Source organism: Vogesella mureinivorans (assembly GCF_007644035.1).
In the GTDB taxonomy this organism is placed as follows: Bacteria; Pseudomonadota; Gammaproteobacteria; order Burkholderiales; family Chromobacteriaceae; genus Vogesella; species Vogesella mureinivorans.
Window position 1 is genome coordinate 68,312 of the sequence record NZ_VMTV02000791.1, and the last position, 25,680, is coordinate 93,991.

Consider the following 25,680-nt stretch of genomic DNA (forward strand, 5'->3'; position numbering starts at 1 on the left):
TGAATAATTGAATTGAATTGAGCGATAACCATGCCTAAACGTACTGATATCAAGAGCATTCTCATTATTGGCGCTGGCCCGATCGTCATCGGCCAGGCCTGCGAGTTTGACTACTCCGGCGCCCAGGCGTGCAAGGCGCTGCGTGAAGAAGGTTACAAAGTCATTCTGGTGAACTCCAACCCGGCCACCATCATGACCGACCCGGACATGGCCGACGTAACCTATATCGAGCCGATTACCTGGCAAGTGGTCGAAAAGATCATCGATAAAGAACGCCCGGACGCCATCCTGCCGACCATGGGCGGCCAGACCGCACTGAACTGTGCGCTGGACCTGGCACGTAACGGCGTGCTGGAAAAATACAAAGTCGAGCTGATCGGTGCCACCGAAGACGCCATCGACAAAGCAGAAGACCGTGGCCGCTTCAAGGAAGCCATGGCCAAGATCGGCCTGTCCTGCCCACTGTCTTTCGTATGCCACACCCTGGAAGAGTCGCTGGAAGCCCAGGCCAAGGTAGGCTACCCCACGCTGATTCGCCCGTCCTTCACCATGGGCGGCTCCGGCGGCGGTATTGCGTACAACAAGGAAGAGTTCCTGGCCATCTGCGAGCGCGGCTTCGAAGCCTCGCCCACCCACGAGCTGCTGATCGAGCAGTCGGTACTGGGCTGGAAAGAGTACGAGATGGAAGTGGTGCGTGACCGCAACGACAACTGCATCATCATCTGCTCCATCGAAAACTTCGACCCGATGGGCGTGCACACCGGCGACTCCATCACCGTGGCGCCAGCACAGACGCTGACCGACAAGGAATACCAGATCATGCGTAACGCCAGCCTGGCGGTACTGCGTGAAATCGGTGTGGATACCGGCGGTTCCAACGTGCAGTTTGCGGTAAACCCGGACACCGGCGACATGATCGTGATCGAGATGAACCCGCGTGTATCGCGTTCGTCCGCACTGGCGTCCAAAGCCACCGGCTTCCCGATTGCCAAGATCGCCGCCAAGCTGGCCGTGGGCTTTACCCTGGACGAGCTGAAAAACGACATCACCGGCGGTGCGACCCCGGCTTCGTTCGAACCGTCCATCGACTACGTGGTGACCAAGATCCCGCGTTTCGCCTTCGAGAAATTCCCGCAGGCTGACGACCGTCTGACCACCCAGATGAAATCGGTAGGCGAAGTGATGGCCATGGGCCGCACGCTGCAAGAGTCCATGCAGAAAGCCCTGCGCGGTCTGGAAACCGGCCTGTCCGGCTTCGACCCGCGCACCACCGACGAAGCGGCCATCCGCCACGAGCTGGGCTCCCCTGGCCCGGACCGCATCCTGTCGGTAGCCGACGCCTTCCGTATCGGCCTGAGCCGCGACGAGATCTTTGCCATCAGCAAGATCGACCCATGGTTCCTGGCGCAGATCGAAGACCTGATGGGCGAAGAAAAAGCGCTGGCCGGCCGCAAGGTAGACAGCCTGAGCTACGACGAACTGCGCCGCCTGAAGCGTAAAGGCTTCTCTGACCGCCGTCTGGGCGAGCTGCTGGGCACCGACCAGGCCGCCGTGCGTGCCCACCGCTGGGCACTGAAGCTGCACCCGGTGTACAAGCGCGTGGATACCTGCGCTGCCGAGTTCGCCACCAACACCGCCTACATGTACTCCACCTACGAGGAAGAGTGCGAATCCCAGCCTACCGACCGCAAGAAGGTGATGGTACTGGGTGGCGGCCCGAACCGTATCGGCCAGGGTATCGAGTTTGACTACTGCTGCGTACACGCCGCGCTGAGCCTGCGCGAATCCGGTTTCGAGACCATCATGGTCAACTGCAACCCGGAAACCGTGTCCACCGACTACGACACCTCCGACCGCCTGTACTTCGAGCCGCTGACGCTGGAAGACGTGCTGGAAATCTGCCGCATCGAAAAACCGTTCGGCGTGATCGTGCAGTACGGCGGCCAGACCCCGCTGAAACTGGCGCGTGCACTGGAAGCCAACGGCGTGCCTATCATCGGCACCAGCCCGGACATGATCGACGCTGCCGAAGACCGCGAGCGCTTCCAGCACCTGCTGCAAGACCTGGGCCTGAAGCAGCCGCCAAACCGTACCGCACGCAACCCGGTAGACGCGATGCGTCTGGCCGAAGAAATCGGCTACCCGCTGGTGGTGCGCCCGTCCTACGTACTGGGCGGCCGCGCGATGGAAATCGTGCACGAACCAGCCGACCTGGAACGCTACATGCGCGAAGCGGTGAAAGTGTCCAACGACAGCCCGGTGCTGCTGGACCGCTTCCTGAACGACGCCATCGAAGTGGACGTGGACTGCATCTCCGACGGTACCGACGTGGTCATCGGCGGCATCATGCAGCATATCGAACAAGCCGGTGTGCACTCTGGTGACTCTGCCTGCTCGCTGCCACCGTACAGCCTGTCGGCCGAGCTGCAGGACGAAATCCGTCGCCAGACCATCGCCATGGCGCGTGCGCTGAACGTGGTGGGCCTGATGAACGTGCAGTTCGCCATCCAGGGCAGCACCATCTTTGTACTGGAAGTGAACCCGCGTGCCTCGCGTACCGTGCCGTTTGTGTCCAAGGTAAGCGGTGCTTCGCTGGCGATGATCGCCGCGCGTGCCATGGCCGGTATCAGCCTGAAAGAGCAGGGCTTTACCCGCGAAGTGGTACCGCCTTACTACGCCGTGAAAGAAGCCGTGTTCCCGTTCATCAAGTTCCCTGGCGTGGATACCATCCTGGGGCCGGAGATGAAGTCCACCGGCGAAGTAATGGGCGTTGGCCGCACCTTTGCCGAAGCCTACGTGAAAGCCCAGCTGGCGGCCGGCGACAAGCTGCCGCGTACCGGCAAGGTATTCATGTCGCTGCGTGAAGGCGATAAAGAAGGTGGCGTGGAAGTGGCGCGCGAGCTGCAGCAGCTGGGTTTTGGCGTGTGTGCTACCCGTGGCACCGCCAAGGCGCTGCAAGCTGCCGGCATCATCGTGCAGATCGTGCACAAGGTGAACGAAGGCCGCCCGCACATTGTGGACCTGATCAAGAACGGCGAAATCGACGTGGTGATCAACACCGTGGACGAAAAACGCCAGGCCATCCAGGACAGCCACACCATCCGCCGCAGCGCGCTGCAGATGCGTGTACCGCAATACACCACCCTGGCCGGTGCCAAGGCGGTGTGTGCCGGCCTGTCGCACGTGGATGCTTTCGACGTGTACAGCGTGCAGCAGCTGCACGCCGACCTGAAGGGCTGATGGGCTTCACGTGCGGCCAACCTTTGAACCGCACGTGAAATCCCGTTACAATCCCGTCTGACACAATCGTCCCGCAAAGCCGCCGTCTCGTACGGCGGCTTGCGCTTTTATCATGGGGCCGCCAGAGGCCCCCGGAGAATAGACACATGATCAAAGTCCCGTTGACCGTACGTGGAGCGGAAATGCTCAAGGCCGAACTGCAGCGCCTCAAGAGTGTGGAGCGTCCGTCGGTGATCGAGGCCATTGCCGAGGCTCGCGCCCAGGGTGACCTGTCGGAAAACGCCGAGTACGAAGCTGCCAAAGAGCGCCAGTCTTTTGTGGAAGGCCGCATTGCCGAGCTGGAAGCCAAGATTTCCAACGCGCAGGTCATCGACCCCAACGAGCTGAACGCTGATGGTCGTGTGGTGTTTGCTGCCACCGTCAAGCTGCTGGATATGGAGAGCGATGACGAAGTGACCTACCAGATCGTGGGCGACGACGAAGCCGACATCAAGGAAGGCAAAGTATCGATCAATTCGCCTATCGCCCGTGCCATGATCGGCAAGGAAGCCGGTGATGTGGCCGAGGTGGTGGCACCAGGTGGCATTCGCGAATACGAAATCCTGGACGTACTGTATATCTAAGCCTGAGGCAGGCTGCAGCATGGGCTGCGGCCAACCTTGAGCAGCAATGATCAGGGGGAAGCATGAACGGTTTACGCGCCATCGCCCGTACTTTCTGGATTGGCGGCTTGTGGGTTATCGGCATTATTGTGACGCCGGTGCTGTTTTCTGCACTGGATAACGTGACGGCAGGCATGGTGGCAGGCAGGCTCTTCGCCTCTATCGCCTGGGTAGGGCTGGTGTGCAGTGTGTTCCTGATGGCAGATTACATTTTGCGTCAGGGCGCACGTGGCTTGAAACAGGCACCGTTCTGGCTGCTGCTGGGCATGCTGGCCTGCATCGTGATCAACCATTTTGCTGTTACCCCTATCATTGCTGCCTTGAAAATGCAGATGAATCACGCAGCTGAAGGCTTGTTTGGGGGCGGCTTTGCTACCTGGCATGCCATTTCCAGCCTGATCTACCTGGTACAAAGCCTGATGGGTCTGGTGTACCTGCTGCGCAGCGATAACTGACAGGCAAAGAAAAAGCGGTGGCAAGCCACCGCTTTTATCATGTATTGCCAGCTACTGCGCTTACGGGCGGGCTTTCAGCGCTTTCTTGCTTTTTGGCAGGTCGATCAGTGCCTTGTCGGACGGGCGGTACAGCACCAGCAGTTTGCCGATGTGTTGCACCTGGGCGGCGCCCAGTTCGTCACAGATCTGGTCGTACATGGCGACACGCGCGCTGCGGTCATCGCCCAGAACGCGAACCTTGATCAGTTCGTGAGCGTCCAGGCTGATGGCGATTTCACGTACCACGGATTCGGTCAGGCCGTTGTTGCCAATCATTACCACCGGGTTCAGTGAATGGGCCAGGCCCTTCAGGTAAGTACGCTCGACGGCTGTCAGTTCGATTTTCATGTGTTGCTTCAAGTTTCAGATTAAAAAAAGATTTTACTAAAATTCAGGCGCTGTTCACAGTAGTTTCGTCAGCGCCCGCCATCCGTGGCTGCCGGTGTGTGGAGTGCGCTATCTGCAAGCCATACTGGCATGTACGGCAATTGTATTTATAGTTCCCAGTAGAACCCAACCCCATTCATCAGGAAAGAAGCATGGCACGCAGCAGGACAAGTAATGCCTGGTTAAAAGAGCACGTTAACGACCACTATGTGCATATGGCGCAGAAGGATGGCTACCGTGCCCGCGCTGCCTACAAGCTGCTGGAGATCAATGAAAAAGATAAATTGATCGTGCCGGGAACCGTGCTGGCCGACCTGGGGTCTGCTCCGGGTAGCTGGTCGCAGGTGGCAGCACGCATCGTGGGTGACAAAGGCAAAGTCTTTGCCATGGATATCCTGCCCATGGATGCCATTGCCGACGTGTCTTTCATCCAGGGTGACTTTCGCGAGCAAGACGTGCTGGACGAGTTTGTTACCCTGCTGGGCGGGCGTCAACTGGACCTTGTAATTTCCGACATGGCCCCCAATATCTCCGGCATGAGCGCCATCGATCAGGCCCGCAGCTTTCACCTGACCGAGCTGGCGCTGGAATTTGCCCGTGATCACCTGAAACCCGGTGGCCATTTTCTGGTCAAGGTATTTCAGGGCAGCGAGTTCCAGGCTTACCTGCAGTCCATGCGCGAGCTGTTTACCGAAGTGGTAACGCGCAAACCCAAGGCCTCCCGTGATCGCTCCAGCGAAATTTACCTGCTTGGCAAGTGTCGTCGCTGACAGCCTGCCACGCGGGGGTTACAATCAAATAAACCATTCTCCAAGTCAGGGCACATAGGAGCACGCTCTTGTGAACAATATCGGCAAAAACATCGCTATCTGGGTCATCATCGGGCTTGTCCTGATGACGGTATTCAAACAGTTTCAACCCCGGGAAACGCAAAACCAGCTTGAATACTCGCAATTCATCAGCGACGTTGAAACCGGCAAGGTGCAGTCCCTGACCATCGAAGGCAACCCGCTGCGCGGCCAGTGGATACGCGGCAAGCGTACCGACGGTTCGTCTTTCAGCTCGTTTGCCCCGCTGGATACCAAGCTGGTAGACGTACTGATCCAGAACAACGTGCGCTTCTCCGCCAAGCCGGAAGAAGAGCCGTCCATGCTGATGAGCATTTTCATCAGCTGGTTCCCGATGCTGCTACTGATCGGCGTATGGTTCTTCTTCATGCGCCAGATGCAGGGCGGTGGCAAAGGCGGCGCGTTCTCGTTTGGCAAGAGCAAGGCGCGCATGCTGGACCAGGACACCAACACCGTCACTTTTGCCGACGTGGCTGGCTGCGATGAAGCAAAAGAAGAAGTGAAGGAGATCGTGGATTACCTGCGTGACCCGACCAAATACCAGAGCCTGGGCGGCCGCATCCCGCGCGGCATCCTGCTGGCAGGTAGCCCGGGTACCGGTAAAACCTTGCTGGCCAAGGCCATTGCTGGCGAAGCCAAGGTGCCGTTCTTCAGTATTTCCGGTTCCGACTTTGTAGAAATGTTTGTCGGCGTAGGTGCGTCCCGCGTGCGCGACATGTTCGAGCAAGCCAAGAAAAACGCGCCGTGCATTATCTTTATCGACGAGATCGACGCCGTTGGTCGCCAGCGTGGCGCCGGCCTGGGGGGTGGTAACGACGAGCGCGAACAGACACTGAACCAGCTGCTGGTGGAAATGGATGGCTTTGAAACCAACCAGACCGTGATTGTGATCGCCGCCACCAACCGCCCGGACGTACTGGACCCTGCACTGCAGCGCCCGGGCCGTTTCGACCGCCAGGTGGTGGTACCGCTGCCGGATATCCGTGGCCGCGAACAGATCCTGAACGTACACATGCGCAAGGTGCCGATTGCCGCTGACGTAGATGCACCGGTTATCGCCCGTGGTACCCCTGGCTTCTCTGGTGCCGACCTGGCCAACCTGGTGAACGAAGCCGCGCTGTTTGCCGCACGCCGCAGCAAACGCCTGGTGGACATGCTGGATTTCGAATCGGCCAAAGACAAGATCATGATGGGTGCCGAGCGCCGCAGCATGGTGATGTCCGAGGAAGAAAAGCGTAATACCGCTTATCACGAATCCGGCCACGCCGTGGTGGCCAAGCTGCTGCCCAAGTCCGACCCGGTACACAAGGTCACCATCATCCCGCGTGGCCGTGCCCTGGGTGTGACCATGCAGCTGCCGGAGCAAGACCGCTTTGCCTACGACCGTGGCTATCTGCTGGACCGTCTGGCCATCCTGTTCGGCGGCCGTATTGCCGAAGAGCTGTTCATGAACCAGATGACCACCGGCGCCAGCAACGACTTCGAGCGTGCCACGCAAATGGCGCGTGACATGGTGACCCGCTACGGTATGTCCGACAAGCTGGGCCCGATGGTATATGGCGAAAACGAAGGCGAAGTGTTCCTGGGCCGCTCGGTTACCACGCACAAGAACCTGTCCGAAGCCACCATGATGCAGGTGGACCAGGAAATCCGCCGTATCATCGACGAGCAGTACGCGCTGGCGCGCCGCCTGCTGGACGAAAACCGCGACAAGGTGGAAGCCATGACCGCGGCCCTGCTGGAGTGGGAAACCATCGACGCCGAGCAGATCAACGACATCATGGATGGTAAGCCACCGCGTACGCCGAAACCGGGTGGCGGCTTTGCCAAGCCGGAAAGCAAACCGCCGGCACCGCCCGCACCAGAGGCCAGCGCCACTCCGGCGCAAGAGCTGTAAGCCTCTTGTCAATTGCCCGAGCCGCAGCTTAAGCTGCGGCTCTTTTGTTTCTGGATGGCACCATGTCCCGCTTTGTTTGTGGCCGCTTCAACCTGGATCTGTCCCGCCCCCTGGTGATGGGTATCCTGAATGTCACGCCGGACTCGTTTTCGGATGGTGGCCGCCACGATACCGTGGCGCATGCGGTAGCGCATGCACAGGCCCTGCTGGCCGACGGCGCGGATATTCTGGATATCGGTGGCGAGTCCACCCGCCCGGGCGCACCGTTTGTCAGCCCAGAGGAAGAGCAGCAGCGCGTGATGCCGGTACTGCGCGAGCTGGTGGGGCTGAACGTGCCGCTGTCACTCGATACCCGCCGTACCAGCGTGATGCAGGCTGCCCTGGCCGAAGGCCTGGTAGACCTGATCAACGATGTATCGGCACTGGAGGACGATGGTGCGCTACCCTTGTTGGCCGCGGCCAACGTAGGCATCTGCCTGATGCACAAGCAGGGCAACCCCGACACCATGCAGCAGCAGCCCAGCTACCACAGCGTGGTCGATGAGGTGGGCGGCTATCTGGCGCGCCGTGTGCAGCTATGCCTGGATGCAGGCATGGAGCAGGCCAGGTTGCTAGCCGACCCGGGCTTTGGCTTTGGCAAGACACTAGAACACAATCTGGCGCTACTGCGCGCCTTGCCGCAGCTGGAACAGCAAGCTGGTGTCCCCCTGCTGGTAGGCTTGTCGCGCAAGAGCATGTTGGGCGCCATTACCGGCGAAAGCCAGGCAGACCAGCGCCTGGGTGCCAGTATTGCTGCTGCCGTGCTCAGTGCGCAGCAAGGCGCTAGGGTAATACGCGTGCACGATGTGAAAGCAACAGTGCAAGCGCTGCAGGTACTCCGTGCTCTGCACGAAGTGCGCTAATATTGCGATGAATGCATGTTATACCTGCCAGGGTGCAGGTAAAATATTATAAAAATGTCATGTAAAGGAAGGCAGATGGGCCGCAAGTATTTTGGTACCGATGGCGTACGTGGTGAGGTAGGCAAGGCACCGATTACCCCCGAGTTCGTATTGCGCCTGGGCTACGCAGCCGGCAAGGTGCTGGTAGACCATGCACACGAAGAGCACCCTACCGTCATTATCGGTAAAGACACGCGTATTTCCGGCTATATGCTGGAGGCCGCCCTGCAGGCCGGCTTTACTGCCGCCGGGGTGAATGTGCTGCTCACCGGCCCGCTGCCCACACCGGGCATTGCCTACCTGACCCGTGCGCTGCGCTTGTCTGCCGGCGTGATGATTTCCGCCTCGCACAACCCCTATCAGGATAATGGCATCAAGTTCTTTGCCAAAGGCGGCAAAAAGCTGGACGATGCGCTAGAGCTGCAGATCGAAGCCATGCTGGATTCCCCGATGGAAACCAGCCCTTCGCGCGAGCTGGGCCGAGCCAAGCGCATCGAAGGCGCGGACATGCGCTATATCGAATTCTGCAAGAGCACCTTCCCCAACGAGTTGGACCTGAAAGGGCTGAAGCTGGTGGTGGACTGCGCACACGGTGCCACCTACCACATTGCCCCCAAAGTTTTCCACGAGCTGGGCGCCGAAGTCATTGCCATTGGCGACAAACCCAGTGGCTACAACATCAATGACGGCGTAGGTGCCACCCACCCCGAGGCCATCGCCCAGGCCGTGCAAGCGCATGGTGCCGACTACGGTATCTCGCTGGATGGCGATGGCGACCGTCTGATGATGGCCGACCGCCACGGCAATGTGTACGACGGCGACCAGCTGATCTACGTGATTGCCAAGGCACGTGCAGCCCGCGGCCAGCTTGGCGGTGGTGTGGTGGGCACGGTGATGACCAATATGGCCATGGAGCTGGCACTGCAGCGCCAGGGCGTGCCGTTTGGCCGCGCCAAGGTAGGCGACCGTTACGTACTGGAAATGCTGGGTCAAAACGGCTGGCTGGTAGGTGGCGAAGCTTCCGGCCACGTACTGTGCCTGGACAAGCACTCTACCGGCGATGGCATTATTTCCGCGCTGCAGGTGTTGGCCGCCGTGCACGAGCTGAAAGCCGGGCTGGCCGATGTCTGCGCCGACTGGACGCCGTTCCCGCAGAAAATGATCAATGTGCGCCTGCACGGCCAGGACTGGAAAACGGCTAGTGCAGCACTGCTGCAAGAAGCCGAGCAGGCGTTGGCAGGCCATGGCCGCGTGGTACTGCGCCCCTCCGGCACCGAGCCGGTAGTGCGCGTGATGGTAGAGGCCGATGACCTGGCGCTGGCAAATGACTGGGCCAGCCGCATCGCAGCGGTGATCGAGGCGGCTTAGTGGTGCTGCACTTTGTACGAAAAAACCGGCCAAGGCCGGTTTTTTTACGCCTGCGGCCAACCTTGGCACGCTGATTGGCACGCAGAAAAGCAAAAAGCCCTGCCAGCGTAGGCGGGCAGGGCGATAGGGTCTAAGCGGATATTACTTCCACACGTCCTTGTGGATCTTGGCCTGGATTTCCGGGTACTGCTTCACGTCGAATACCGGCTTGTTCTTGCCCGCTTTCAGCTGTTGCTGATAGTCCTTCAGCAGCACGAATACGTACTTGGACAGCATCACAATGGCAAACAGGTTAATCAGCGCCATCACGCCCATGGCCAGGTCGGCCATGTCCCATACCAGTGGCGAGCTGCCAATGGCACCAAACGCTACCATGAACAGCACCAGCAGGCGGAAGCCCAGCATCACGGCCTTGTTGTTCTTGATGAACTCCACGTTACCTTCGGCGTAGGCGTAGTTACCGATGATAGAGCTGAAGCAGAACAGGAACAGGGCAACCGCCAGGAAGTGGCCACCCCAGCTACCCAGTGTGGCGCTCAGTGCGGCCTGGGTCAGCTGTACGCCTTTCAGTTCGGCACCCGGTACATAGGCACCCGACAGCAGCACGATAAAGGCGGTGCAAGAGCAGACGATGATGGTGTCGATGAATACGCCGAACATCTGGATGATGCCCTGGCTAGCCGGGTGGGCGGTAGTGGCCGCGGCGGCAGCGTTAGGGGCAGAACCCATACCGGCTTCGTTGGAGAACAAGCCGCGCTTGATACCCATCATCATGGCCTGGCTCACGGCATAGCCGGCAAAACCACCCGCCGCTTGTTCCAGACCAAAGGCGCTTTTCACGATCAGCATGAAGATGGCCGGCACTTCAGACAGATTGGTGAAAATCACGAACAGCGTCATGCCCAGATAGATCACAGCCATCACCGGCACCATCCACTCGGCAACCTGCGCAACTTTGCGGATACCACCGAAAATGATCGGTGCCGTCATCAGCACCAGGCCGATGGCCACCAGGTTTTTGTCCCAGCCCCATGCGCCTTCGGTTGCGGCCACGATGGAGTTAGCCTGTACCGCATTGAACACCAGGCCAAAGGCAACAATCAGCGAGATGGAGAAAGCAATACCCAGCCAGCGCTGGCCCAGGCCTTTCTGGATGTAGTAAGCCGGGCCGCCACGGAAGGTACCGTCGTGGTGGTTTACCTTGAACAGCTGGGCCAGGGTGGATTCGGCAAAGGCGCTGGCCATACCCAGCAGCGCAGTCATCCACATCCAGAACACGGCACCCGGGCCGCCCAGTGCAATGGCGGTGGCCACGCCGGCGACGTTGCCGGTACCCACACGGCTAGCCAGGCCGGTAGCAAAAGCCTGGAAGGAGGAGATATCGCTGCCTTCGCTATTGTGGCCGCGGCCACCCAGCATTTCCTGCCAGCCGCGCGGCAGCAGGCGAATCTGCATAAAGCCCATGCGCACGGTAAAGAACAGGCCTACGCCAATCAGGATATAGATAAGTAGCTGACCCCAAACCAGGTCATTGCCTGCATTAATCAGGCTGTGCAGCGTTTCCATGTGGACTCCTCAAGAATGAAGGTGTTGTTAAATGCCGGTTTTCCGGTCTTTGTTATTTTCGGTAAGGAACTTTCCCCGTTTCGGGGGCGCCATCATAGCGCAATTGTAGATTGTATGTGCTCGATAGTGAAAAAAATGACAGTAAAAGCAATGATTTATGGCAAATTACTATTGAATTTGAAACTAAATATTCAACTGTGAATGCCAGGGTCGCTGTTCACGATAGGGCTATTACGCTGGGGGGCAGCAATAGGGCGTAGCTGATGTGCGCATGATGGCTGGCGGGTGCCAGCCAGAGGGGCGTTTTATTTGTCCAGCAGGCGGCTCACCAGGGCGCGTACGCGCGGGGCGCCAATCAGCACCAGCGGGAAAGCGCAGCACCATGCCAGTAGCCAGGCGTGCAGCCAGCGCGCAGGGAAGCCAGCGTCCAGGCCGGTATTGATACCAGTGAGAATGCCGGACATGAAGAACGCCATATAGCCGGACATGAACAGGGCAAAAAGCAGGGTGTGTTTACGGGTAGGCATGGCAGGTTTTGCGCAAAAACGCGCATGGTAAAGCGCAGCGCGCTGGCTGGCTACCCTTGCAAGTGCAGGGTTATTGCCTGGCGCGTGGGAAACGGCAGGCGCAAAAAAACCGGGCCGCAGCCCGGTTTGCCGGCAGTGCCTTTCTGTGTGTCGTGGCACTGGGTATCAAGGGTATGGTCGTGCTGGCTGTCGTACCAGTCGTCCAGCTCGGCCAGCAGGTTTTGCTTGCCGGCAAAGCGGGCGCTGCTCTGGCTGCGCTGGTGGGCGCCGCCTTTTTTCAGCAAAGGGCTGTGCGCAAACGGGTTGCGCGGTTTCAGGGTAGTCATGCTTGCTCCTGTGGCTTAAGCCAGGTTGGCCGCATGCGGCCAACCTGGCGGGTGTTAGCCGGCCTGTTGAATCAGGCTGGCCACTTTGGTGGTGATGATATCCACCGCCGGGTCGTTGGCGCCGTGCGGCAAGATCACGTCGGCAAAGCGTTTGGTGGGCTCGATGAACTGGTTGTGCATCGGGCGCACGGTGCCCAGATACTGCTCGATGACATTGTCTGTGGTGCGGCCACGCTCGGCGATATCGCGCTTCAGGCGGCGGATAAAGCGCACGTCCGGGTCGGTATCCACAAAAATCTTCAGCGACATCATGTCACGCAGCGCAGCGTCGTACAGCGGGAACAAGCCTTCGATCACGATCACCGGCGCGGGCTGCAGGGTGACCGTTTCTTCGGCGCGGGTATGATTGGAAAAGTCATACACCGGCATCTCGATGGCGCGGCCGTTGCGCAGGTCGTCGATGTGCTCGATCAGCAGCGGCCAGTCAAAGGCATGCGGATGGTCGTAGTTGGTACTCAGGCGCTGTTCAAACGTGAGGTGGCTTTGGTCGCGGTAGTAGTAGTCCTGCACGATGACCGCGGCCATCTCGGTGCCGATGGTTTCCAGCACCTTGCGGGTCACCGTGGTTTTGCCGCTGCCGCTGCCGCCAGCGACGCCGATAATGAACGGTGTCGACATAATAACCTTGCCTGAATGTGAAAAAAAACGCGCCATTCTAATGAGTTGGCGCGCAGGCCACCACTACTTTTGTCAGTCTTGGCACAACATGCCAAAGGCAAGCCGGGTGCGGCTGATGTGCCTGAGCTGTTTATAGTGCTTGCGCACGGATTTTCCTGGCCAGAATGACAAACGCCCTGCATGAGGCAGGGCGCGGTGCGTGGCAGCAGGGCTTATTCTGCCTCGTCGATCCAGGCCTGCTGGATGGCTTCCAGTACCTTTTCGCCGCCACGGCTGTGGTCGTCGTCAAAGCCCGGCAGGTTTACCACCCAGTTGTGCAGGTCGGTAAAACGCACGGTTTTCGGGTCGGTGTCTGGCTGGCTATCGTACAGCTCGATGGCAATCTGGTTGATATCGGTCCATTTCATGGCCAGGCTCCTTAGTGGTGCTCGCGCGCGTGGTTGATGGTGTAGCGTGGAATCTCTACCACCAGGTCTTCATCGGTCACGATGGCCTGGCACGACAGGCGCGACTGGGCTTCCAGGCCCCAGGCCTTGTCCAGCATGTCGTCTTCCAGCTCGTCGGACGGGGGCAGCGAGTTGAAGCCTTCGCGTACCACAATGTGACAGGTGGTGCAGGCGCAGGACATTTCGCAGGCGTGTTCGATTTCGATGTCGCTACCCAGCAGGGCATCGCAGACGGTGGTGCCGGTGGCAACGTCGTCGATAACGGCGCCATCGGGGCACAGGTCAGCGTGAGGCAGCACGATGATACGCGGCATGGTGTGTTCCTTTAGGTTTTTGCTGCCGCTGCGGCACGTTGGCCGCAGCGGGTTTACAGGTTGCCGATGTGTTTGCCCTTCAGGGCTTGCTGGATGTTGCGGTCCATGCGGCGGGCGGCGAATTCTTCCGTGGCCTGGCTCAGGCGTTGCGTCGCGGCGTTGACTTCACGCGTGGTTTGCGTGGCGATAGCGCTGTGCAGGCCGGCGATGGCAGCGTCCAGCTGGGCGCGCTCGTCGCTATCCAGCAGGTCGCCATCGGCAGCCAGGGCGGCGCTGGTGGCGGCGATCAGGCCTTCGGCGTCCACAATCGCTTCGCGCAGCTTGCGCGCGGCGATGTCTTCCTGCACGTATGCCAGCGAGTCGGTCAGCATGCGGCTGATTTCGTCGTCGGACAGGCCGTAGCTAGGCTTCACTTCGATACTGGCTTCCACGCCCGAGGTCTGCTCGCGCGCGGTGACCGACAGCAGGCCGTCGGCGTCTACCTGGTAGGTCACGCGGATGCGGGCGGCACCGGCCACCATCGGCGGTATGCCACGCAGCACAAACTTGGCCAGGCTGCGGCAGTCGCTCACCAGCTCGCGTTCGCCTTGCAGGATGTGCACCGACATGGCGGTCTGGCCGTCTTTGAAGGTGGTGAATTCCTGCGCGCGCGCTACCGGAATGGTGCTGTTGCGCGGAATGATCTTTTCGGTCAGGCCGCCCATGGTTTCAATGCCCAGCGACAGCGGAATCACGTCCAGCAGCAGCCATTCGTCTTCGCCCTTGTTGCCGGCCAGCACATTGGCCTGGATGGCCGCGCCCAGCGCCACCACTTTATCCGGGTCCAGGTTGGTCAGCGGGGTCTGGCCAAAGTATTGGCCCACGGCTTTTTGTACGTGCGGCATGCGCGTGGCACCGCCTACCATCACCACGCCTTTGACGTCTTCGGCGCCGATTTTGGCGTCGCGCAGCGCTTTGCGTACCGGCAGCAGGGTCTTGTCGATCAGCGTTTTGCTGATGTCGTGGAAGATGGCCTGGGTCAGCAGCAGGTCCACGGTCAGGCCGTCGGACAGCAGGGCGGTAATACGGGTGTCGGCGTGCTCGGTCAGCGCTTCTTTGGCTTCGCGTGCACAGGTCAGCAGCAGGCGGGTGTCGTGCGCGTTCAGGCCGTGCAGGTCGGCTTGCTCCAGAATCCAGCAGTAGATGCGGTGGTCGAAGTCGTCGCCACCCAGCGATGAATCACCGCTGGTGGACAGCACCTCGAATACGCCACGGCTCAGCGCCAGTACCGATACGTCGAAAGTACCGCCGCCCAGGTCGTACACCACATAGGTGCCTTCGGCGCCGTTGTCCAGGCCGTAGGCGATGGCGGCAGCGGTGGGCTCGTTCAGCAGGCGCAGCACATTCAGCCCGGCCAGGCGGGCCGCATCTTTGGTGGCTTGGCGCTGGGCATCGTCAAAGTAGGCGGGTACGGTAATCACGGCACCCACCAGCTCGCCGCCCAGGCTGTCTTCGGCGCGGCTGCGCAGGGTGCGCAGGATGTCGGCCGATACTTCTACCGGGCTCTTGGCGCCGGCGCGGGTCAGCAGCTGCACCATGCCGGGGGCGTCCACAAAGCGGTAGGGGCTGCGGCCAACGTCCTGGATATCAGCCAGGCCGCGGCCCATGAAGCGTTTTACCGACACGATGGTGTTGTTGGGGTCGCGGCTTTGCTCGGCTTGCGCGGCGTAGCCGACAACGACCTCGCCCTGCTCGGTGTAGCGCACCACCGATGGCAGCAGGCTGCGGCCGTGCTCGTCGGGCAGTACGGTGGCGGAGCCGCTCTTGACGGTGGCAACCAGCGAGTTGGTGGTACCCAGGTCTATGCCTACCGCCAGGCGGTGTTGGTGCGGGGCGGCGGACAAGCCGGGTTCGGCAATTTGCAATAGGGCCATGGCTGCTTGCTTACTCTATGCAGTGGCCAGCGTGGGCTGGCGCGGTATGTTTAGTACAGCAACGCTTCGATGGCGTCGCCGATTTCCTGATCCAGTTTTTCCAGAAAGCGCAGCTTGCGTACCGCCAGTGCGGCCGCCGCGTGGTCTGCCTGCTCGTCCAGCGCGCTGCCCAGCTCGGCTTCCAGACCTTTTACGTCGCCGCGCAGCTGCTGCGAGAGCGCTTCCAGCTGGTCGACGTTGGCCGCAGCGCGGGCGTCGGCAATGGCTTCGCGCCATTCCATCTGCGCCATCAGAAAGGCTGCCGGCATGCTGGTATTGGTTTCTTCGGCGGTGTCGATGCCGGCCAGCTGCAGCAGGTAGCGGGCGCGGGCGACCGGCGATTTCAGCGTCTGGTAGGCTTCGTTCACGCGGGTGGCTCGCATCAGGGCCACGCGCTTTTCGGCGTCCTGGCCGCTGACATAGCGGTCGGGGTGCACTTCGGCAGCGGCGGTGCGCCAGGCGCTATCCAGCTGGGCCGTGTCGATGGCGAAACGGCGCGGCAGGTTGAACAGCGCAAAGTGATCCTGCGTGAAGTCGGTGCTCATGAACGCTTTCTGCAAAAACCGGGTAAGGATGAAACGACAACACCGGCCAACCCGCGCTCGCGCAGGCAGGCCGGTGGCAGCAGGGGCTTAGACGTTGAAGCTTTCGCCGCAGCCGCACTCGTCCTTCACGTTCGGGTTGTTGAACTTGAAGCCTTCGTTCAAGCCTTCCTTGGTGTAGTCCAGCTCGGTGCCTTCCAGGTAGGCCAGGCTTTTGGCGTCGGTAAACACGGTGACGCCGTGGCTCAGGAAGGTGATGTCTTCATCGTTGGCGGTGTCGACAAACTCCAGCTTGTAAGCCATGCCGGAACAGCCGGAGGTTTTCACCCCCAGGCGGATGCCCAGGCCCTTGCCGCGTTTGGCGATGAAGTTGCTGACGTGCTTTGCTGCGCTTTCGGAGAGCGTGATTGCCATGATTGCGTCTGCCTTGTGCTGCTGGCGGGCCGGAGCCCGCCGTCTGTTATTTACCGTGCTTCTGCTTGTAGTCGGCTACTGCGGCCTTGATGGCGTCTTCTGCCAGGATGGAGCAGTGGATTTTCACCGGGGGCAGGGCCAGTTCTTCGGCGATATCGGTGTTCTTGATGGCCAGCGCCTCGTCCAGCGATTTGCCTTTTACCCATTCGGTAATCAGCGAGCTGGAGGCAATGGCGGAGCCACAGCCGTAGGTTTTGAATTTGGCGTCTTCGATCACGCCGTCTTCGCCTACCTTGATCTGCAGTTTCATTACGTCGCCACAGGCCGGTGCGCCCACCATGCCGGTGCCTACCGAGTCGTCACCCTTTTCGAAAGCGCCCACGTTGCGCGGGTTTTCGTAGTGGTCCATTACCTTGTCGCTGTATGCCATGATGCTGTCTCCTGCGTGCGGCCAAGGTTGGCCGCATCGTCAAAATGGGGTCTTAGTGGGCTGCCCACTCGATGGTGTTGAGGTCGATGCCGTCCTTGAACATTTCCCACAGCGGGGACATCTCGCGCAGCTTGCCGATTTTGCCTTGCAGCAGGTTCACGGCGTAGTCGATGTCGGCTTCGGTGGTGAAACGGCCAATGGAGAAACGGATGGAGCTGTGTGCCAGCTCGTCGTTACGGCCCAGCGCGCGCAGTACGTAGGATGGCTCCAGCGATGCAGAGGTACAGGCCGAGCCGGACGATACGGCCAGATCGCGAATCGCCATGATCAGGCTTTCGCCCTCTACAAAGTTGAAGCTCACGTTCAGGTTGTGCGGTACGCGTTGGTCCATATCGCCATTGAGGTAGGTTTCCTCGATGGTTTGCAGGCCAGCCCACAGGCGGTCGCGCAGGGCGCGGGTGCGGGCGTTTTCGCTTTCCATTTCTTCACGGGCAATGCGGAACGCTTCGCCCATGCCCACGATCTGGTGGGTCGCCAGGGTGCCGGAGCGGAAACCGCGCTCGTGGCCGCCGCCGTGAATCTGGGCTTCCAGGCGTACGCGCGGCTTGCGGCGGACATACAGCGCGCCAATGCCTTTGGGGCCATAGGTCTTGTGGGCCGAGAAGCTCATCAGGTCCACTTTCAGCGCGGCCAGGTCGATGGCGATCTTGCCGGTAGCCTGGGCGGCATCCACATGGAACAGCACGCCACGGGCGCGGCACAGCTCGCCCAGCTGGGCGATAGGCTGGATCACGCCGATTTCGTTGTTCACGGCCATGATGGACGCCAGGATGGTGTCCGGGCGGATGGCGGCTTCAAACGCGGCCAGGTCGATCAGGCCGTTGTCCTGCACGTCCAGGTAGGTCACTTCAAAGCCCAGACGCTCCAGCTCGCGCATGGTGTCCAGCACGGCTTTGTGTTCGGTACGCTGGGTAATCAGGTGCTTGCCCTTGGTCTTGTAGAACTGGGCTGCGCCTTTGATGGCCAGGTTGTTGGACTCGGTAGCGCCCGAGGTCCACACGATTTCTTTCGGGTCGCAGTTCACCAGCTGGGCCACATTGGCCCGAGCGTTTTCTACCGCTTCTTCGGCAGTCCAGCCGTAGCTGTGGCTGCGGCTGGCCGGGTTGCCGAACAGCTCGGTCAGGTAAGGGATCATCGCTTCGGCCACGCGCGGGTCGATCGGCGTTGTGGCGGAATAGTCGAGGTAGATCGGTTGCTTCAGCTCGCTCATATCGGGTTCTCCAGGTGTCGCTTACACGGGGTTGCCAGCGACAGCCTCGCTACAGGTACTGTTGCGACGCAGGGTTCTTTGATCTTGTACTACAGTGGTTTCTTTGGCGCGCTGCTTCGCCACCAGGCTGGCCAGGCTGATCTTGGACAGATAGTCGAAGATGGTCACGTTCAGGTCAGTCCACAGGTCGTGGGTCATGCAGCGGTGGTTGTCGTGGCAGTTTTCACGGCCGGCGCACTGGGTGGCGTCCACGGGTTCGTCCACGGCAACAATAATATCGGCAACAGAAATCTCTTCGATGGTGCGGGCCAGGGTGTAGCCACCGCCGGGGCCGCGTACACTGTCTACCAGCTGTGCGCGGCGCAGTTTACCGAAAAGCTGCTCCAGGTAAGACAGGGAGATACCCTGGCGTTCGCTGATACCGGCCAGCGTAACGGGGCCATTGGCTTCGCGCAGGGCGAGGTCCAGCATGGCAGTGACGGCAAAGCGGCCTTTGGTGGTTAAGCGCATGGTGTTTGGGCTCCCTGAGTGGTTGACCGGATTATAACTCAATCCCGAGTAATTTGGTCAAGTATTGCCAGCAGGAAGTTCCGGGTAAAAGCAAATAAAACGGCGGGGTGCAGACAGTGGGCCATGCCCACTTGAGAGGCCAACGATTTTACCCGTATTTACCTAGTTTGACAGGGTTTTTTGCCAGGATGGCGGCGGTGGCGGCGGGTGAAAACCGGCGTGCCGGGTAGCCTTGGTGTATGATTCGCGCAAACACTTGTTTGAATTGCGGGCAGCCGTGCTGCCCAGACAGAAGGAACAGCCATGAATAAAGTGGTGATCAGCGGTACCGGCCTGTTTACCCCGCCGCACGCGGTGAGCAATGAGCAGCTTGTGGTAGCTTTTAACAGCTACGTTGCCGCATTCAATACAGAAAACCAGGATGCCATCGCCCGTGGCGAGTTGGCCGCATTGGCCGAATCCAGCGCCGAGTTCATCGAAAAAGCCTCCGGCATCAAGCAGCGCTATCTGATGAACGCCAGCGGCGTGCTGGACCCGGCGCGCATGGCGCCGTACCTGCCGGAGCGCAGCAACGACGTGCTGTCGGTGCAGGCCGAAATGGCCGTCGCCGCCGCCACCGAGGCGCTGGCCCGCGCCGGCAAGACCGCCGCCGACATCGATATGGTAATTGTGGCGTGCTCCAATCTGCAGCGCCCCTACCCGGCGGTATCCATCGAGGTGCAGCAGGCACTGGGCATCAACGGCTACGCTTTTGATATGAATGTGGCCTGCTCGTCGGCTACCTTCGGTATTCAGACTGCCGTCAACGCCATCGCCGCTGGCCAGGCACGCGCCGTGCTGATGGTGAACCCGGAAATCTGCTCCGCCCACCTGAACTTCTGCGACCGCGACAGCCACTTCATCTTTGGCGATGCCTGCACCGCCGTGGTGCTGGAGTCGGCCGACACCACCACGGCGGCCAACGTGTTCGAGGTGCTGGGCTGCAAGCTGGCTACTGTGTTCTCCAACAACATTCGCAATAACTTCGGCTTCCTGAACCGCTGCGACGAGCAGGGTATTGGCCAGCTGGACAAGTTGTTTGTGCAGCAGGGCCGCAAGGTATTCAAGGAAGTGTGCCCGATGGTAGGCGAGCATATCGTGGCCCATTTGCAGGCCAACGGCATCGAGCCACAAGGCGTGAAGCGTTTCTGGCTGCACCAGGCTAACCTGTCGATGAACCAGCTGATCGCCCGCCGCGTACTGGGCCGCGACGCCGAAGGCAGCGAAGCGCCGGTGATTCTGGACAGCTACGCCAATACCAGTTCGGCCGGTAGCGTGATTGCCCTGCACCTGCACCACGCCGACCTGCAAAGCGGCGACATCGGCGTGCTGTCGTCGTTCGGCGCCGGCTACTCGGTAGGCTCGGTGATTCTGCGCAAACGCTAAGGTCCAAGGTTGGCCGCAAGAATACAAAAAGGCGCCTGGGGGCGCCTTTTTGATAGGGATGACACATCCGGCTTGCCATGCAAGCAGGATTTGTTTTGTAAATGGCCAGGCTGCGGATGCCAGTACTTATATTAAGCGGCCAGGCTCTGCCGGGTTCGGTAAAGCTTTTGTTGGTATGTTGTCAGCAGCCAGAAAAAGGCGCCCGTGGGCGCCTTTTTCTATTCCTGTGTCAGCGCGCGGCCCCATGGCACCAGCGCCGGGTCGTTGACTACCCGCAGCGTGGCCAGGCGAAAGTCTTGCAAGATCGCTGAGCGGCTGCCGCTGGACGGGTAGGCGATCACGTATTCGTGCTTGGCTGGTGTCATGAACGGGCGGGTTACCACACCCTGGGTTTCCCACAGTGCTGATGCAAAGGGCTCCACGATCGAGACGCCAAAGCCGTTGGCCACCATGGCGTAGCGGGTGTGCGAGGCGTGGGTGCGGATGTTGTAGCGTGGTGCCACCCCGGCATGGCCAAAATACTTTTGCTCCTGATTCTGGCTCAGCGGGTAGTTGGGCATCCAGCCAATGACTGTCTCTTCGGCCAGGTCCTGCGGGGTGATGAAGTCGCGCTCGGCCAGCGGGTGGCCGGCTGGCAGCGCGCACAGCACGTCGGCTTCCAGTAGTGGCTCTACCTCGATGCCGGCAATGGCGGGAAACGCCAGGCTGATCGCTACATCCACTTTCAGGTCTTGCAGTTTTACCGTGACTTCGGCATTGCCTACCGTGTCGATGCGTACCGGTACATCTGGCCGCAGCTTGAAAAATTCTTTCAGGATTTGCGGTAGCAGGCTGGTGGACAGCACCGGCATGCAGGCAATGGCCAGGCCTTCGTTTTCCTCGGCGCGTATGGTTTCTGCGGCTTGTCGCAGGCGCTCCAGCCCCAGAAAGTTTTCTTCTACCGCACGCTGAAAGCGGATGCCCGCCGTGGTGGGCTCCAGCCGGCCTTTGGCGCGGTTGAACAGCCGAAAGCCCAGGTCGTCTTCCAGATCGGCGATCAGCCGGCTGATGGCGGGCTGGGTAATGTGCATGCGCCGCGCGGCGGCTACCGTGGTGCCGCAGCTCATCAGGCAACGAAATGCCTCTATTTGTCTAAAACGAATCATTTTTGTTTGGGTGGGTGCAGGTTGGCCGCAGATGGCGATAGATGCCCAGCCTATAACAAAAGCGCATAGAACATCAATTTTCCTCAGTGGATGTGATATCCGTGCTGTGAAATACTCAGCCGCGATCGGACAGGGGCACTGTCCGACTGCCCGGGCTGCAGCTTGTCTACACTTGGTGCAACAACACGCCATAGATAAACGTGTTTTGCATCAATAAAGCGCCAAAAACACAACAAGCGTGCTGCCAGCCCGTGGCTTTGTAGTGAAAAATAACAAGCAAGCCTTGTTGGCGTTTTATTGCCTTGCATAATGTATACGCCGGGGGCTAACGATAAACCGGCACGGCGTTTGCATTGTCATGACGTGCGATGCCCAAGCATCACTTCCATCAAAGTAGAAATAGGGAATAGAGAAACCATGCGAGTTGCCAAACATTTGCTGTTTGCAGCCGGCCTGACCGCCGCTGCCACTGCCGCCAACGCTGCCGGCACCCTGATTTACTGCTCCGAAGCCAGCCCGGAAGGCTTTGATTCGGCACAGTACACCGGTGGTTCCACCTTCGATGCCGCCGGGCACGCCATGTTCAACCGCCTGGTTGAATTCGAAAAAGGCTCCACCAAGACCATCCCTGGTCTGGCCGAGTCCTGGACCGTGTCTGCCGACGGCAAGGAATACACCTTCAAACTGCGCAAGGGCGTGAAGTTCCACACTACCGACTATTTCACCCCTAGCCGTGATTTCACCGCTGACGACGTGGTATTCAGCTTCAGCCGCATGGTTGACAAGAACCACCCGTTCAACAAAGCCTACCCGGTTGAATTCCCGTACGCTTCCGATACTGGCCTGGACGCCAACATCGTGAAGGTAGAAAAAGTTGACGCCAACACCGTCAAGTTCACCCTGAAAGACCCGGATGCCGACCTGCTGGCCAAAGTAGCCATGCCGTTTGCGTCCATCCTGTCGGCCGAGTACGCCGACAAGCTGGTAAAAGAAGGCAAAGCCTCCCTGATCAACCAGCAGCCGGTAGGTACCGGCCCGTTCATTCTGGTGCGTTACCAGAAAGACGCCCAGATCCGTTACAAGGCTAACAAGCAGTACTGGAAAAAGGGCGACGTGAAAGTCGACAACCTGATTTTCGCCATCACCACCGACGCCTCGGTACGCGCCCAGAAGCTGAAAGCGGGCGAGTGCCACATCATGTCGTATCCGAAGCCACAAGACCTGGCCGGCATGAAAACCGACCCGGCACTGAAAGTGACCACCGCACCGGGCTTCAACATTGGCTACCTGTCGTACAACACCGAGAAGCCACTGTTCAAGAAACTGGAAGTGCGTCAGGCACTGGACATGGCCATCAACCGCAAAGCCATCATCGATGCGGTATACCAAGGCCAAGGCCAGGAAGCGGCCAACCCGTTCCCGGCTTCGCTGTGGTCGTACAACAACAAGCTGCGTAACCCGGCTGTAGACGTAGCCAAGGCCAAAGCCCTGCTGGCCAAGGCTGGCTACCCGAACGGCTTCGAGATCACCCTGTGGGCCATGCCGGTACAGCGCCCGTACAACCCGAACGCCAAGCTGATGGCCGAAATGATCCAGTCTGACTGGGCCAAAATCGGCGTGAAAGCCAAGATCACCACCTACGAGTGGGGCGAGTACCTGAAACGCATGAAAAACGGCGAGCACGACACCGGCCTGATCGGCTGGACCGGCGACTACGCCAGCCCGGATAACTTCCTGGGCGTGCTGCTGACCTGCGAAGCAGTAGGTGGCTCCAACTACGCGCGTTACTGCAACAAGGACTTCGATGCTGCCGTGCTGAAAGCACGTAAGAGCACCGACCTGAAAGAGCGTACTGCGCTGTACCAGAAAGCCCAGGAGATCTTCAAGAAAGATCTGCCATGGTCCACCATCGCTCACTCGACAGTGAACCAGCCAATGCGTAAAGAAGTGAACGGCTTCAAGATCAGCCCGTTCGGCGACTATTCTTTCGCAGGTGTTAGCGTTAAGTAAGCTAATAGACGGGGCCTAGGCCCCTGTCTGGCACAAGGAGGCTTCGGCCTCCTTGTTTGCTCATTGGCGAGCCGTTTATGCAAACGGTAACTATCGAGATGGTTAGTTATGGTGGGTTGATCTGTATCAAGGTGGCAAGGGCAGGGCAGCGCTAAAGTGCGTTCTGCCGTGGCGGCCTTGTTGCTGGTATAGGTGGGTGGTTCAGTTGCAAGCTGCCCGGCACCCCTCCCTTCTGCTGTTCTGCTGATAGTTTCCCGTTTGCCTGCGTTTTCTGGCTGTACACGTCGTGCCTCACAAGGGCATGCACGGGAGACTCATTCAACATGTTTTCATTCATTCTGCGCAGGCTGGGTGTACTGATCCCCACCTTCTTCGGCATTACGCTGATTACTTTTGCGCTTATCCGCATGATTCCTGGCGACCCCATCGAAGTCATGGTAGGCGAGCGCACGCTAGACCCGGTGATGCACGCCGCGGCCATGAAGCGCCTGGGCCTGGACCAGCCGCTGTACGTGCAATATTTCGACTACGTTTCCAAGCTGTTCCACGGTGACCTGGGCGCCTCGCTCAAGACCCAGGAAAGCGTGTGGAACGAGTTCACTACCCTGTTCCCCGCCACGCTGGAGCTGGCGCTCTGTGCGCTGGTGTTTGCCACCGTCTTTGGCCTGCTGGCCGGCGTGGTAGCAGCCATCAAGCGTGGCTCCATGTTTGACCATGGCGTGATGGGTTTGTCGCTTACCGGCTTTTCCATGCCTATCTTCGTGTGGGGCCTGCTGGCGGTGATGTTCTTCTCGGTATTCCTGGGCTGGACGCCGGTATCGGGCCGTATCGACCTGATGTTTGACGTGCAGCCGCAAACCGGCTTCATGCTGATTGATGCCTGGCGCGCCGAGCTGCTGGACCCGGACATCAACGCTGGCGCGTTCAAGGACGCGGTGATGCACCTGATCCTGCCTACCATCGTGCTGGGTACCATCCCGCTGGCCACCATTGCCCGGATGACGCGCTCGTCCATGCTGGAAGTGCTGCGTGAAGACTACGTGCGTACCGCCCGCGCCAAAGGCCTGTCGCCTGCCCGCGTGATCTTTATCCACACCCTGCGCAACGCGCTGATTCCGGTGCTGACCGTGATTGGCTTGCAAGTCGGCACGCTGATGGGTGGTGCGGTGCTGACGGAAACCATTTTCTCCTGGCCGGGCATTGGCAAATGGCTGATCGAAGCCATTGGCCGCCGCGATTACCCGGTGGTGCAAAACGGCATCCTGATTGTGGCCACGCTGGTGATCCTCACCAACTTCGTCGTTGACATCCTGTACGGCATCGCCAACCCGCGCATCCGTCACGCCAAATAAGCAGGTAGAAATATGGCTAATGTGAATACATCGCCGCAGCTTGCGGCCAACGATGACCCGGCACTGACTTACCCGTCGCCCTTCAAGGAATTCTGGCAAAGCTTCAGCCAGAACAAAGGCGCGGTAGCTGGCCTGGTCTTTATGTCCATCGTGCTGTTCTGTGCACTGTTTGCCGGCCTGATTTCGCCGCACGACCCGCTGGAGCAGTACCGCGACCACCTGCTGACCCCGCCATCGTGGGCGCAGGGTGGCAGCAGCCAGTTCCTGCTGGGTACCGACGAGCTGGGCCGCGACATCATGGCGCGCCTGTTCCACGGCGCGCAGATGTCGCTGCTGATCAGCCTGATCTCGGTATTGCTGTCGCTGGTGCCAGGCGTGATCCTGGGCCTGTTGGCCGCGTTTTTCCCCAAAGTCATGGGCGGCCTGATCATGCGCCTGATGGACATCATGATGGCGCTGCCTTCGCTGCTGCTGGCCATCGCCATCATGGCCATTCTGGGGCCTGGCCTGGTCAACGCCATGATCGCCATTGCCGTGGTGGGCCTGCCGGGCTATGTGCGCCTGACGCGCGCCTCGGCCATGACCGAGCTGAACCGCGACTACGTGACCGCTGCCCGGGTATCCGGTGCCGGCCTGCTGCGCCTGATGTTCGTCACCGTGCTGCCCAACTGCATGGCACCGCTGATCGTGCACGCCACCATGAGCTTCTCTGCCGCCATTCTGGAAATCTCGGCACTGGGCTTCCTGGGCATGGGCGTACAGCCACCTACCCCGGAGTGGGGCACCATGCTGTCCAGCGCACGGGATTACATGACCAGCGCCTGGTGGGTGGTGCTGATGCCCGGCCTCACCATTCTGCTGGCCGTGCTGTCGATCAACCTGATGGGTGATGGCCTGCGTGACGCGCTGGACCCGAAAATGAAGCGCGCGGCGTAA

The 25,680-nt window shown here is 60.0% G+C and carries 25 protein-coding genes; 11 read left to right on the plus strand and 14 right to left on the minus strand.

Annotated elements, in window-relative coordinates:
* Window positions 1-30 precede the first annotated feature (30 nt).
* The 3 genes from carB to FLQ44_RS18595 all read left to right on the plus strand — a co-directional run bounded on the left by carB (window position 31) and on the right by FLQ44_RS18595 (window position 4,357).
* Entirely contained in the window at window positions 31-3,240 is a 3,210-nt protein-coding gene (gene carB / locus FLQ44_RS18585; protein ID WP_147695548.1) for a carbamoyl-phosphate synthase large subunit, read from the plus strand.
* A 146-nt stretch (window positions 3,241-3,386) separates the two neighbouring features.
* On the plus strand, window positions 3,387-3,863 hold the full coding sequence (greA, locus tag FLQ44_RS18590; protein WP_147695549.1) for a transcription elongation factor GreA: 477 nt from the start codon (window positions 3,387-3,389) through the stop codon (window positions 3,861-3,863).
* Between the two features lie 62 nt (window positions 3,864-3,925).
* The gene (locus FLQ44_RS18595; protein ID WP_147695550.1) at window positions 3,926-4,357 is read left to right on the plus strand and encodes a DUF4149 domain-containing protein; all 432 of its coding nucleotides are present in this window, start codon (window positions 3,926-3,928) and stop codon (window positions 4,355-4,357) included.
* A gap of 60 nt (window positions 4,358-4,417) precedes the next feature.
* Here FLQ44_RS18595 and yhbY read toward each other — a convergent pair whose 3' ends face one another.
* Window positions 4,418-4,744, minus strand: a complete 327-nt coding sequence (gene yhbY, locus FLQ44_RS18600) for a ribosome assembly RNA-binding protein YhbY (RefSeq protein WP_017508225.1) — start codon at window positions 4,742-4,744, stop codon at window positions 4,418-4,420.
* Between the two features lie 191 nt (window positions 4,745-4,935).
* On the opposite strand from yhbY, the gene FLQ44_RS18605 reads away from it, so the two are divergent.
* From FLQ44_RS18605 to glmM, 4 genes are all read left to right on the plus strand, one after another.
* Window positions 4,936-5,553: an RlmE family RNA methyltransferase gene (locus FLQ44_RS18605; protein WP_147695551.1), complete on the plus strand. Its 618-nt coding sequence runs from the start codon at window positions 4,936-4,938 to the stop codon at window positions 5,551-5,553.
* A 70-nt stretch (window positions 5,554-5,623) separates the two neighbouring features.
* Window positions 5,624-7,528, plus strand: coding sequence for an ATP-dependent zinc metalloprotease FtsH (gene ftsH, locus FLQ44_RS18610; protein WP_147695552.1), 1,905 nt, complete (start codon window positions 5,624-5,626; stop codon window positions 7,526-7,528).
* Window positions 7,529-7,590: 62 nt separating this feature from the next.
* Window positions 7,591-8,430, plus strand: a complete 840-nt coding sequence (gene folP / locus FLQ44_RS18615) for a dihydropteroate synthase (protein WP_147695553.1) — start codon at window positions 7,591-7,593, stop codon at window positions 8,428-8,430.
* A gap of 75 nt (window positions 8,431-8,505) precedes the next feature.
* Window positions 8,506-9,837 (plus strand): phosphoglucosamine mutase, encoded by a 1,332-nt coding sequence (gene glmM, locus FLQ44_RS18620; protein WP_147695554.1) that lies wholly within the window; start codon window positions 8,506-8,508, stop codon window positions 9,835-9,837.
* 141 nt (window positions 9,838-9,978) lie between these two features.
* On the opposite strand, the gene FLQ44_RS18625 is transcribed toward glmM, so the two are convergent.
* From FLQ44_RS18625 to iscR, 12 genes are all read right to left on the minus strand, one after another.
* On the minus strand, window positions 9,979-11,403 hold the full coding sequence (locus FLQ44_RS18625) for an alanine/glycine:cation symporter family protein (RefSeq protein WP_147695555.1): 1,425 nt from the start codon (window positions 11,401-11,403) through the stop codon (window positions 9,979-9,981).
* A gap of 305 nt (window positions 11,404-11,708) precedes the next feature.
* On the minus strand, window positions 11,709-11,930 hold the full coding sequence (locus tag FLQ44_RS18630) for a DUF2798 domain-containing protein (protein WP_147682590.1): 222 nt from the start codon (window positions 11,928-11,930) through the stop codon (window positions 11,709-11,711).
* Between the two features lie 50 nt (window positions 11,931-11,980).
* On the minus strand, window positions 11,981-12,256 hold the full coding sequence (locus FLQ44_RS18635; protein ID WP_147695556.1) for a hypothetical protein: 276 nt from the start codon (window positions 12,254-12,256) through the stop codon (window positions 11,981-11,983).
* Window positions 12,257-12,310: 54 nt separating this feature from the next.
* The gene (gene udk, locus FLQ44_RS18640) at window positions 12,311-12,934 is read right to left on the minus strand and encodes a uridine kinase (RefSeq protein ID WP_147695557.1); all 624 of its coding nucleotides are present in this window, start codon (window positions 12,932-12,934) and stop codon (window positions 12,311-12,313) included.
* A 212-nt stretch (window positions 12,935-13,146) separates the two neighbouring features.
* A complete protein-coding gene (iscX, locus tag FLQ44_RS18645; RefSeq protein ID WP_017508216.1) occupies window positions 13,147-13,341 on the minus strand; it encodes a Fe-S cluster assembly protein IscX in 195 nt (64 codons plus the stop codon).
* A gap of 11 nt (window positions 13,342-13,352) precedes the next feature.
* Window positions 13,353-13,694, minus strand: a complete 342-nt coding sequence (gene fdx / locus FLQ44_RS18650; protein ID WP_147695558.1) for an ISC system 2Fe-2S type ferredoxin — start codon at window positions 13,692-13,694, stop codon at window positions 13,353-13,355.
* Between the two features lie 53 nt (window positions 13,695-13,747).
* Window positions 13,748-15,607 carry a Fe-S protein assembly chaperone HscA gene (hscA, locus tag FLQ44_RS18655; protein ID WP_147695559.1) on the minus strand — a complete coding sequence of 620 codons (1,860 nt, stop codon included), beginning with the start codon at window positions 15,605-15,607 and terminating at the stop codon, window positions 13,748-13,750.
* Window positions 15,608-15,657: 50 nt separating this feature from the next.
* On the minus strand, window positions 15,658-16,191 hold the full coding sequence (gene hscB, locus FLQ44_RS18660; protein ID WP_147695560.1) for a Fe-S protein assembly co-chaperone HscB: 534 nt from the start codon (window positions 16,189-16,191) through the stop codon (window positions 15,658-15,660).
* 87 nt (window positions 16,192-16,278) lie between these two features.
* Entirely contained in the window at window positions 16,279-16,602 is a 324-nt protein-coding gene (gene iscA / locus FLQ44_RS18665) for an iron-sulfur cluster assembly protein IscA (RefSeq protein WP_147695561.1), read from the minus strand.
* Between the two features lie 46 nt (window positions 16,603-16,648).
* Window positions 16,649-17,032, minus strand: a complete 384-nt coding sequence (gene iscU, locus FLQ44_RS18670; RefSeq protein ID WP_017508211.1) for a Fe-S cluster assembly scaffold IscU — start codon at window positions 17,030-17,032, stop codon at window positions 16,649-16,651.
* A gap of 52 nt (window positions 17,033-17,084) precedes the next feature.
* Window positions 17,085-18,302 (minus strand): IscS subfamily cysteine desulfurase, encoded by a 1,218-nt coding sequence (locus FLQ44_RS18675; RefSeq protein WP_147695562.1) that lies wholly within the window; start codon window positions 18,300-18,302, stop codon window positions 17,085-17,087.
* A gap of 21 nt (window positions 18,303-18,323) precedes the next feature.
* Window positions 18,324-18,812 (minus strand): Fe-S cluster assembly transcriptional regulator IscR, encoded by a 489-nt coding sequence (iscR, locus tag FLQ44_RS18680; protein WP_147695563.1) that lies wholly within the window; start codon window positions 18,810-18,812, stop codon window positions 18,324-18,326.
* A 303-nt stretch (window positions 18,813-19,115) separates the two neighbouring features.
* On the opposite strand from iscR, the gene FLQ44_RS18685 reads away from it, so the two are divergent.
* Window positions 19,116-20,237 carry a beta-ketoacyl-ACP synthase III gene (locus FLQ44_RS18685; RefSeq protein ID WP_147695564.1) on the plus strand — a complete coding sequence of 374 codons (1,122 nt, stop codon included), beginning with the start codon at window positions 19,116-19,118 and terminating at the stop codon, window positions 20,235-20,237.
* A gap of 218 nt (window positions 20,238-20,455) precedes the next feature.
* Here FLQ44_RS18685 and FLQ44_RS18690 read toward each other — a convergent pair whose 3' ends face one another.
* Entirely contained in the window at window positions 20,456-21,382 is a 927-nt protein-coding gene (locus tag FLQ44_RS18690; protein WP_147695565.1) for a LysR substrate-binding domain-containing protein, read from the minus strand.
* A gap of 417 nt (window positions 21,383-21,799) precedes the next feature.
* On the opposite strand from FLQ44_RS18690, the gene FLQ44_RS18695 reads away from it, so the two are divergent.
* From FLQ44_RS18695 to FLQ44_RS18705, 3 genes are all read left to right on the plus strand, one after another.
* Entirely contained in the window at window positions 21,800-23,392 is a 1,593-nt protein-coding gene (locus FLQ44_RS18695) for an ABC transporter substrate-binding protein (RefSeq protein WP_147695566.1), read from the plus strand.
* Window positions 23,393-23,715: 323 nt separating this feature from the next.
* Complete coding sequence (locus FLQ44_RS18700; RefSeq protein ID WP_147695567.1) at window positions 23,716-24,744, plus strand: ABC transporter permease subunit; 1,029 nt, start codon at window positions 23,716-23,718, stop codon at window positions 24,742-24,744.
* A 12-nt stretch (window positions 24,745-24,756) separates the two neighbouring features.
* Entirely contained in the window at window positions 24,757-25,680 is a 924-nt protein-coding gene (locus tag FLQ44_RS18705; RefSeq protein ID WP_017508204.1) for an ABC transporter permease subunit, read from the plus strand.

Excerpts from the sequence above, each read along its gene's own strand:
- hscB (WP_147695560.1), bottom strand. The coding sequence starts at position 16,191 with ATGAGCACCGACTTCACGCAGGATCACTTTGCGCTGTTCAACCTGCCG.
- FLQ44_RS18705 (WP_017508204.1), top strand. The coding sequence starts at position 24,757 with ATGGCTAATGTGAATACATCGCCGCAGCTTGCGGCCAACGATGACCCG.
- greA (WP_147695549.1), top strand. The coding sequence starts at position 3,387 with ATGATCAAAGTCCCGTTGACCGTACGTGGAGCGGAAATGCTCAAGGCC.
- FLQ44_RS18695 (WP_147695566.1), top strand. The coding sequence starts at position 21,800 with ATGCGAGTTGCCAAACATTTGCTGTTTGCAGCCGGCCTGACCGCCGCT.
- carB (WP_147695548.1), top strand. The coding sequence starts at position 31 with ATGCCTAAACGTACTGATATCAAGAGCATTCTCATTATTGGCGCTGGC.
- iscX (WP_017508216.1), bottom strand. The coding sequence starts at position 13,341 with ATGAAATGGACCGATATCAACCAGATTGCCATCGAGCTGTACGATAGC.
- FLQ44_RS18595 (WP_147695550.1), top strand. The coding sequence starts at position 3,926 with ATGAACGGTTTACGCGCCATCGCCCGTACTTTCTGGATTGGCGGCTTG.
- hscA (WP_147695559.1), bottom strand. The coding sequence starts at position 15,607 with ATGGCCCTATTGCAAATTGCCGAACCCGGCTTGTCCGCCGCCCCGCAC.
- folP (WP_147695553.1), top strand. The coding sequence starts at position 7,591 with ATGTCCCGCTTTGTTTGTGGCCGCTTCAACCTGGATCTGTCCCGCCCC.
- iscR (WP_147695563.1), bottom strand. The coding sequence starts at position 18,812 with ATGCGCTTAACCACCAAAGGCCGCTTTGCCGTCACTGCCATGCTGGAC.
- FLQ44_RS18625 (WP_147695555.1), bottom strand. The coding sequence starts at position 11,403 with ATGGAAACGCTGCACAGCCTGATTAATGCAGGCAATGACCTGGTTTGG.
- udk (WP_147695557.1), bottom strand. The coding sequence starts at position 12,934 with ATGTCGACACCGTTCATTATCGGCGTCGCTGGCGGCAGCGGCAGCGGC.
- yhbY (WP_017508225.1), bottom strand. The coding sequence starts at position 4,744 with ATGAAAATCGAACTGACAGCCGTCGAGCGTACTTACCTGAAGGGCCTG.
- FLQ44_RS18630 (WP_147682590.1), bottom strand. The coding sequence starts at position 11,930 with ATGCCTACCCGTAAACACACCCTGCTTTTTGCCCTGTTCATGTCCGGC.
- FLQ44_RS18635 (WP_147695556.1), bottom strand. The coding sequence starts at position 12,256 with ATGACTACCCTGAAACCGCGCAACCCGTTTGCGCACAGCCCTTTGCTG.
- iscU (WP_017508211.1), bottom strand. The coding sequence starts at position 17,032 with ATGGCATACAGCGACAAGGTAATGGACCACTACGAAAACCCGCGCAAC.
- FLQ44_RS18675 (WP_147695562.1), bottom strand. The coding sequence starts at position 18,302 with ATGAGCGAGCTGAAGCAACCGATCTACCTCGACTATTCCGCCACAACG.
- FLQ44_RS18685 (WP_147695564.1), top strand. The coding sequence starts at position 19,116 with ATGAATAAAGTGGTGATCAGCGGTACCGGCCTGTTTACCCCGCCGCAC.
- FLQ44_RS18605 (WP_147695551.1), top strand. The coding sequence starts at position 4,936 with ATGGCACGCAGCAGGACAAGTAATGCCTGGTTAAAAGAGCACGTTAAC.
- fdx (WP_147695558.1), bottom strand. The coding sequence starts at position 13,694 with ATGCCGCGTATCATCGTGCTGCCTCACGCTGACCTGTGCCCCGATGGC.
- FLQ44_RS18690 (WP_147695565.1), bottom strand. The coding sequence starts at position 21,382 with ATGATTCGTTTTAGACAAATAGAGGCATTTCGTTGCCTGATGAGCTGC.
- glmM (WP_147695554.1), top strand. The coding sequence starts at position 8,506 with ATGGGCCGCAAGTATTTTGGTACCGATGGCGTACGTGGTGAGGTAGGC.
- iscA (WP_147695561.1), bottom strand. The coding sequence starts at position 16,602 with ATGGCAATCACGCTCTCCGAAAGCGCAGCAAAGCACGTCAGCAACTTC.
- FLQ44_RS18700 (WP_147695567.1), top strand. The coding sequence starts at position 23,716 with ATGTTTTCATTCATTCTGCGCAGGCTGGGTGTACTGATCCCCACCTTC.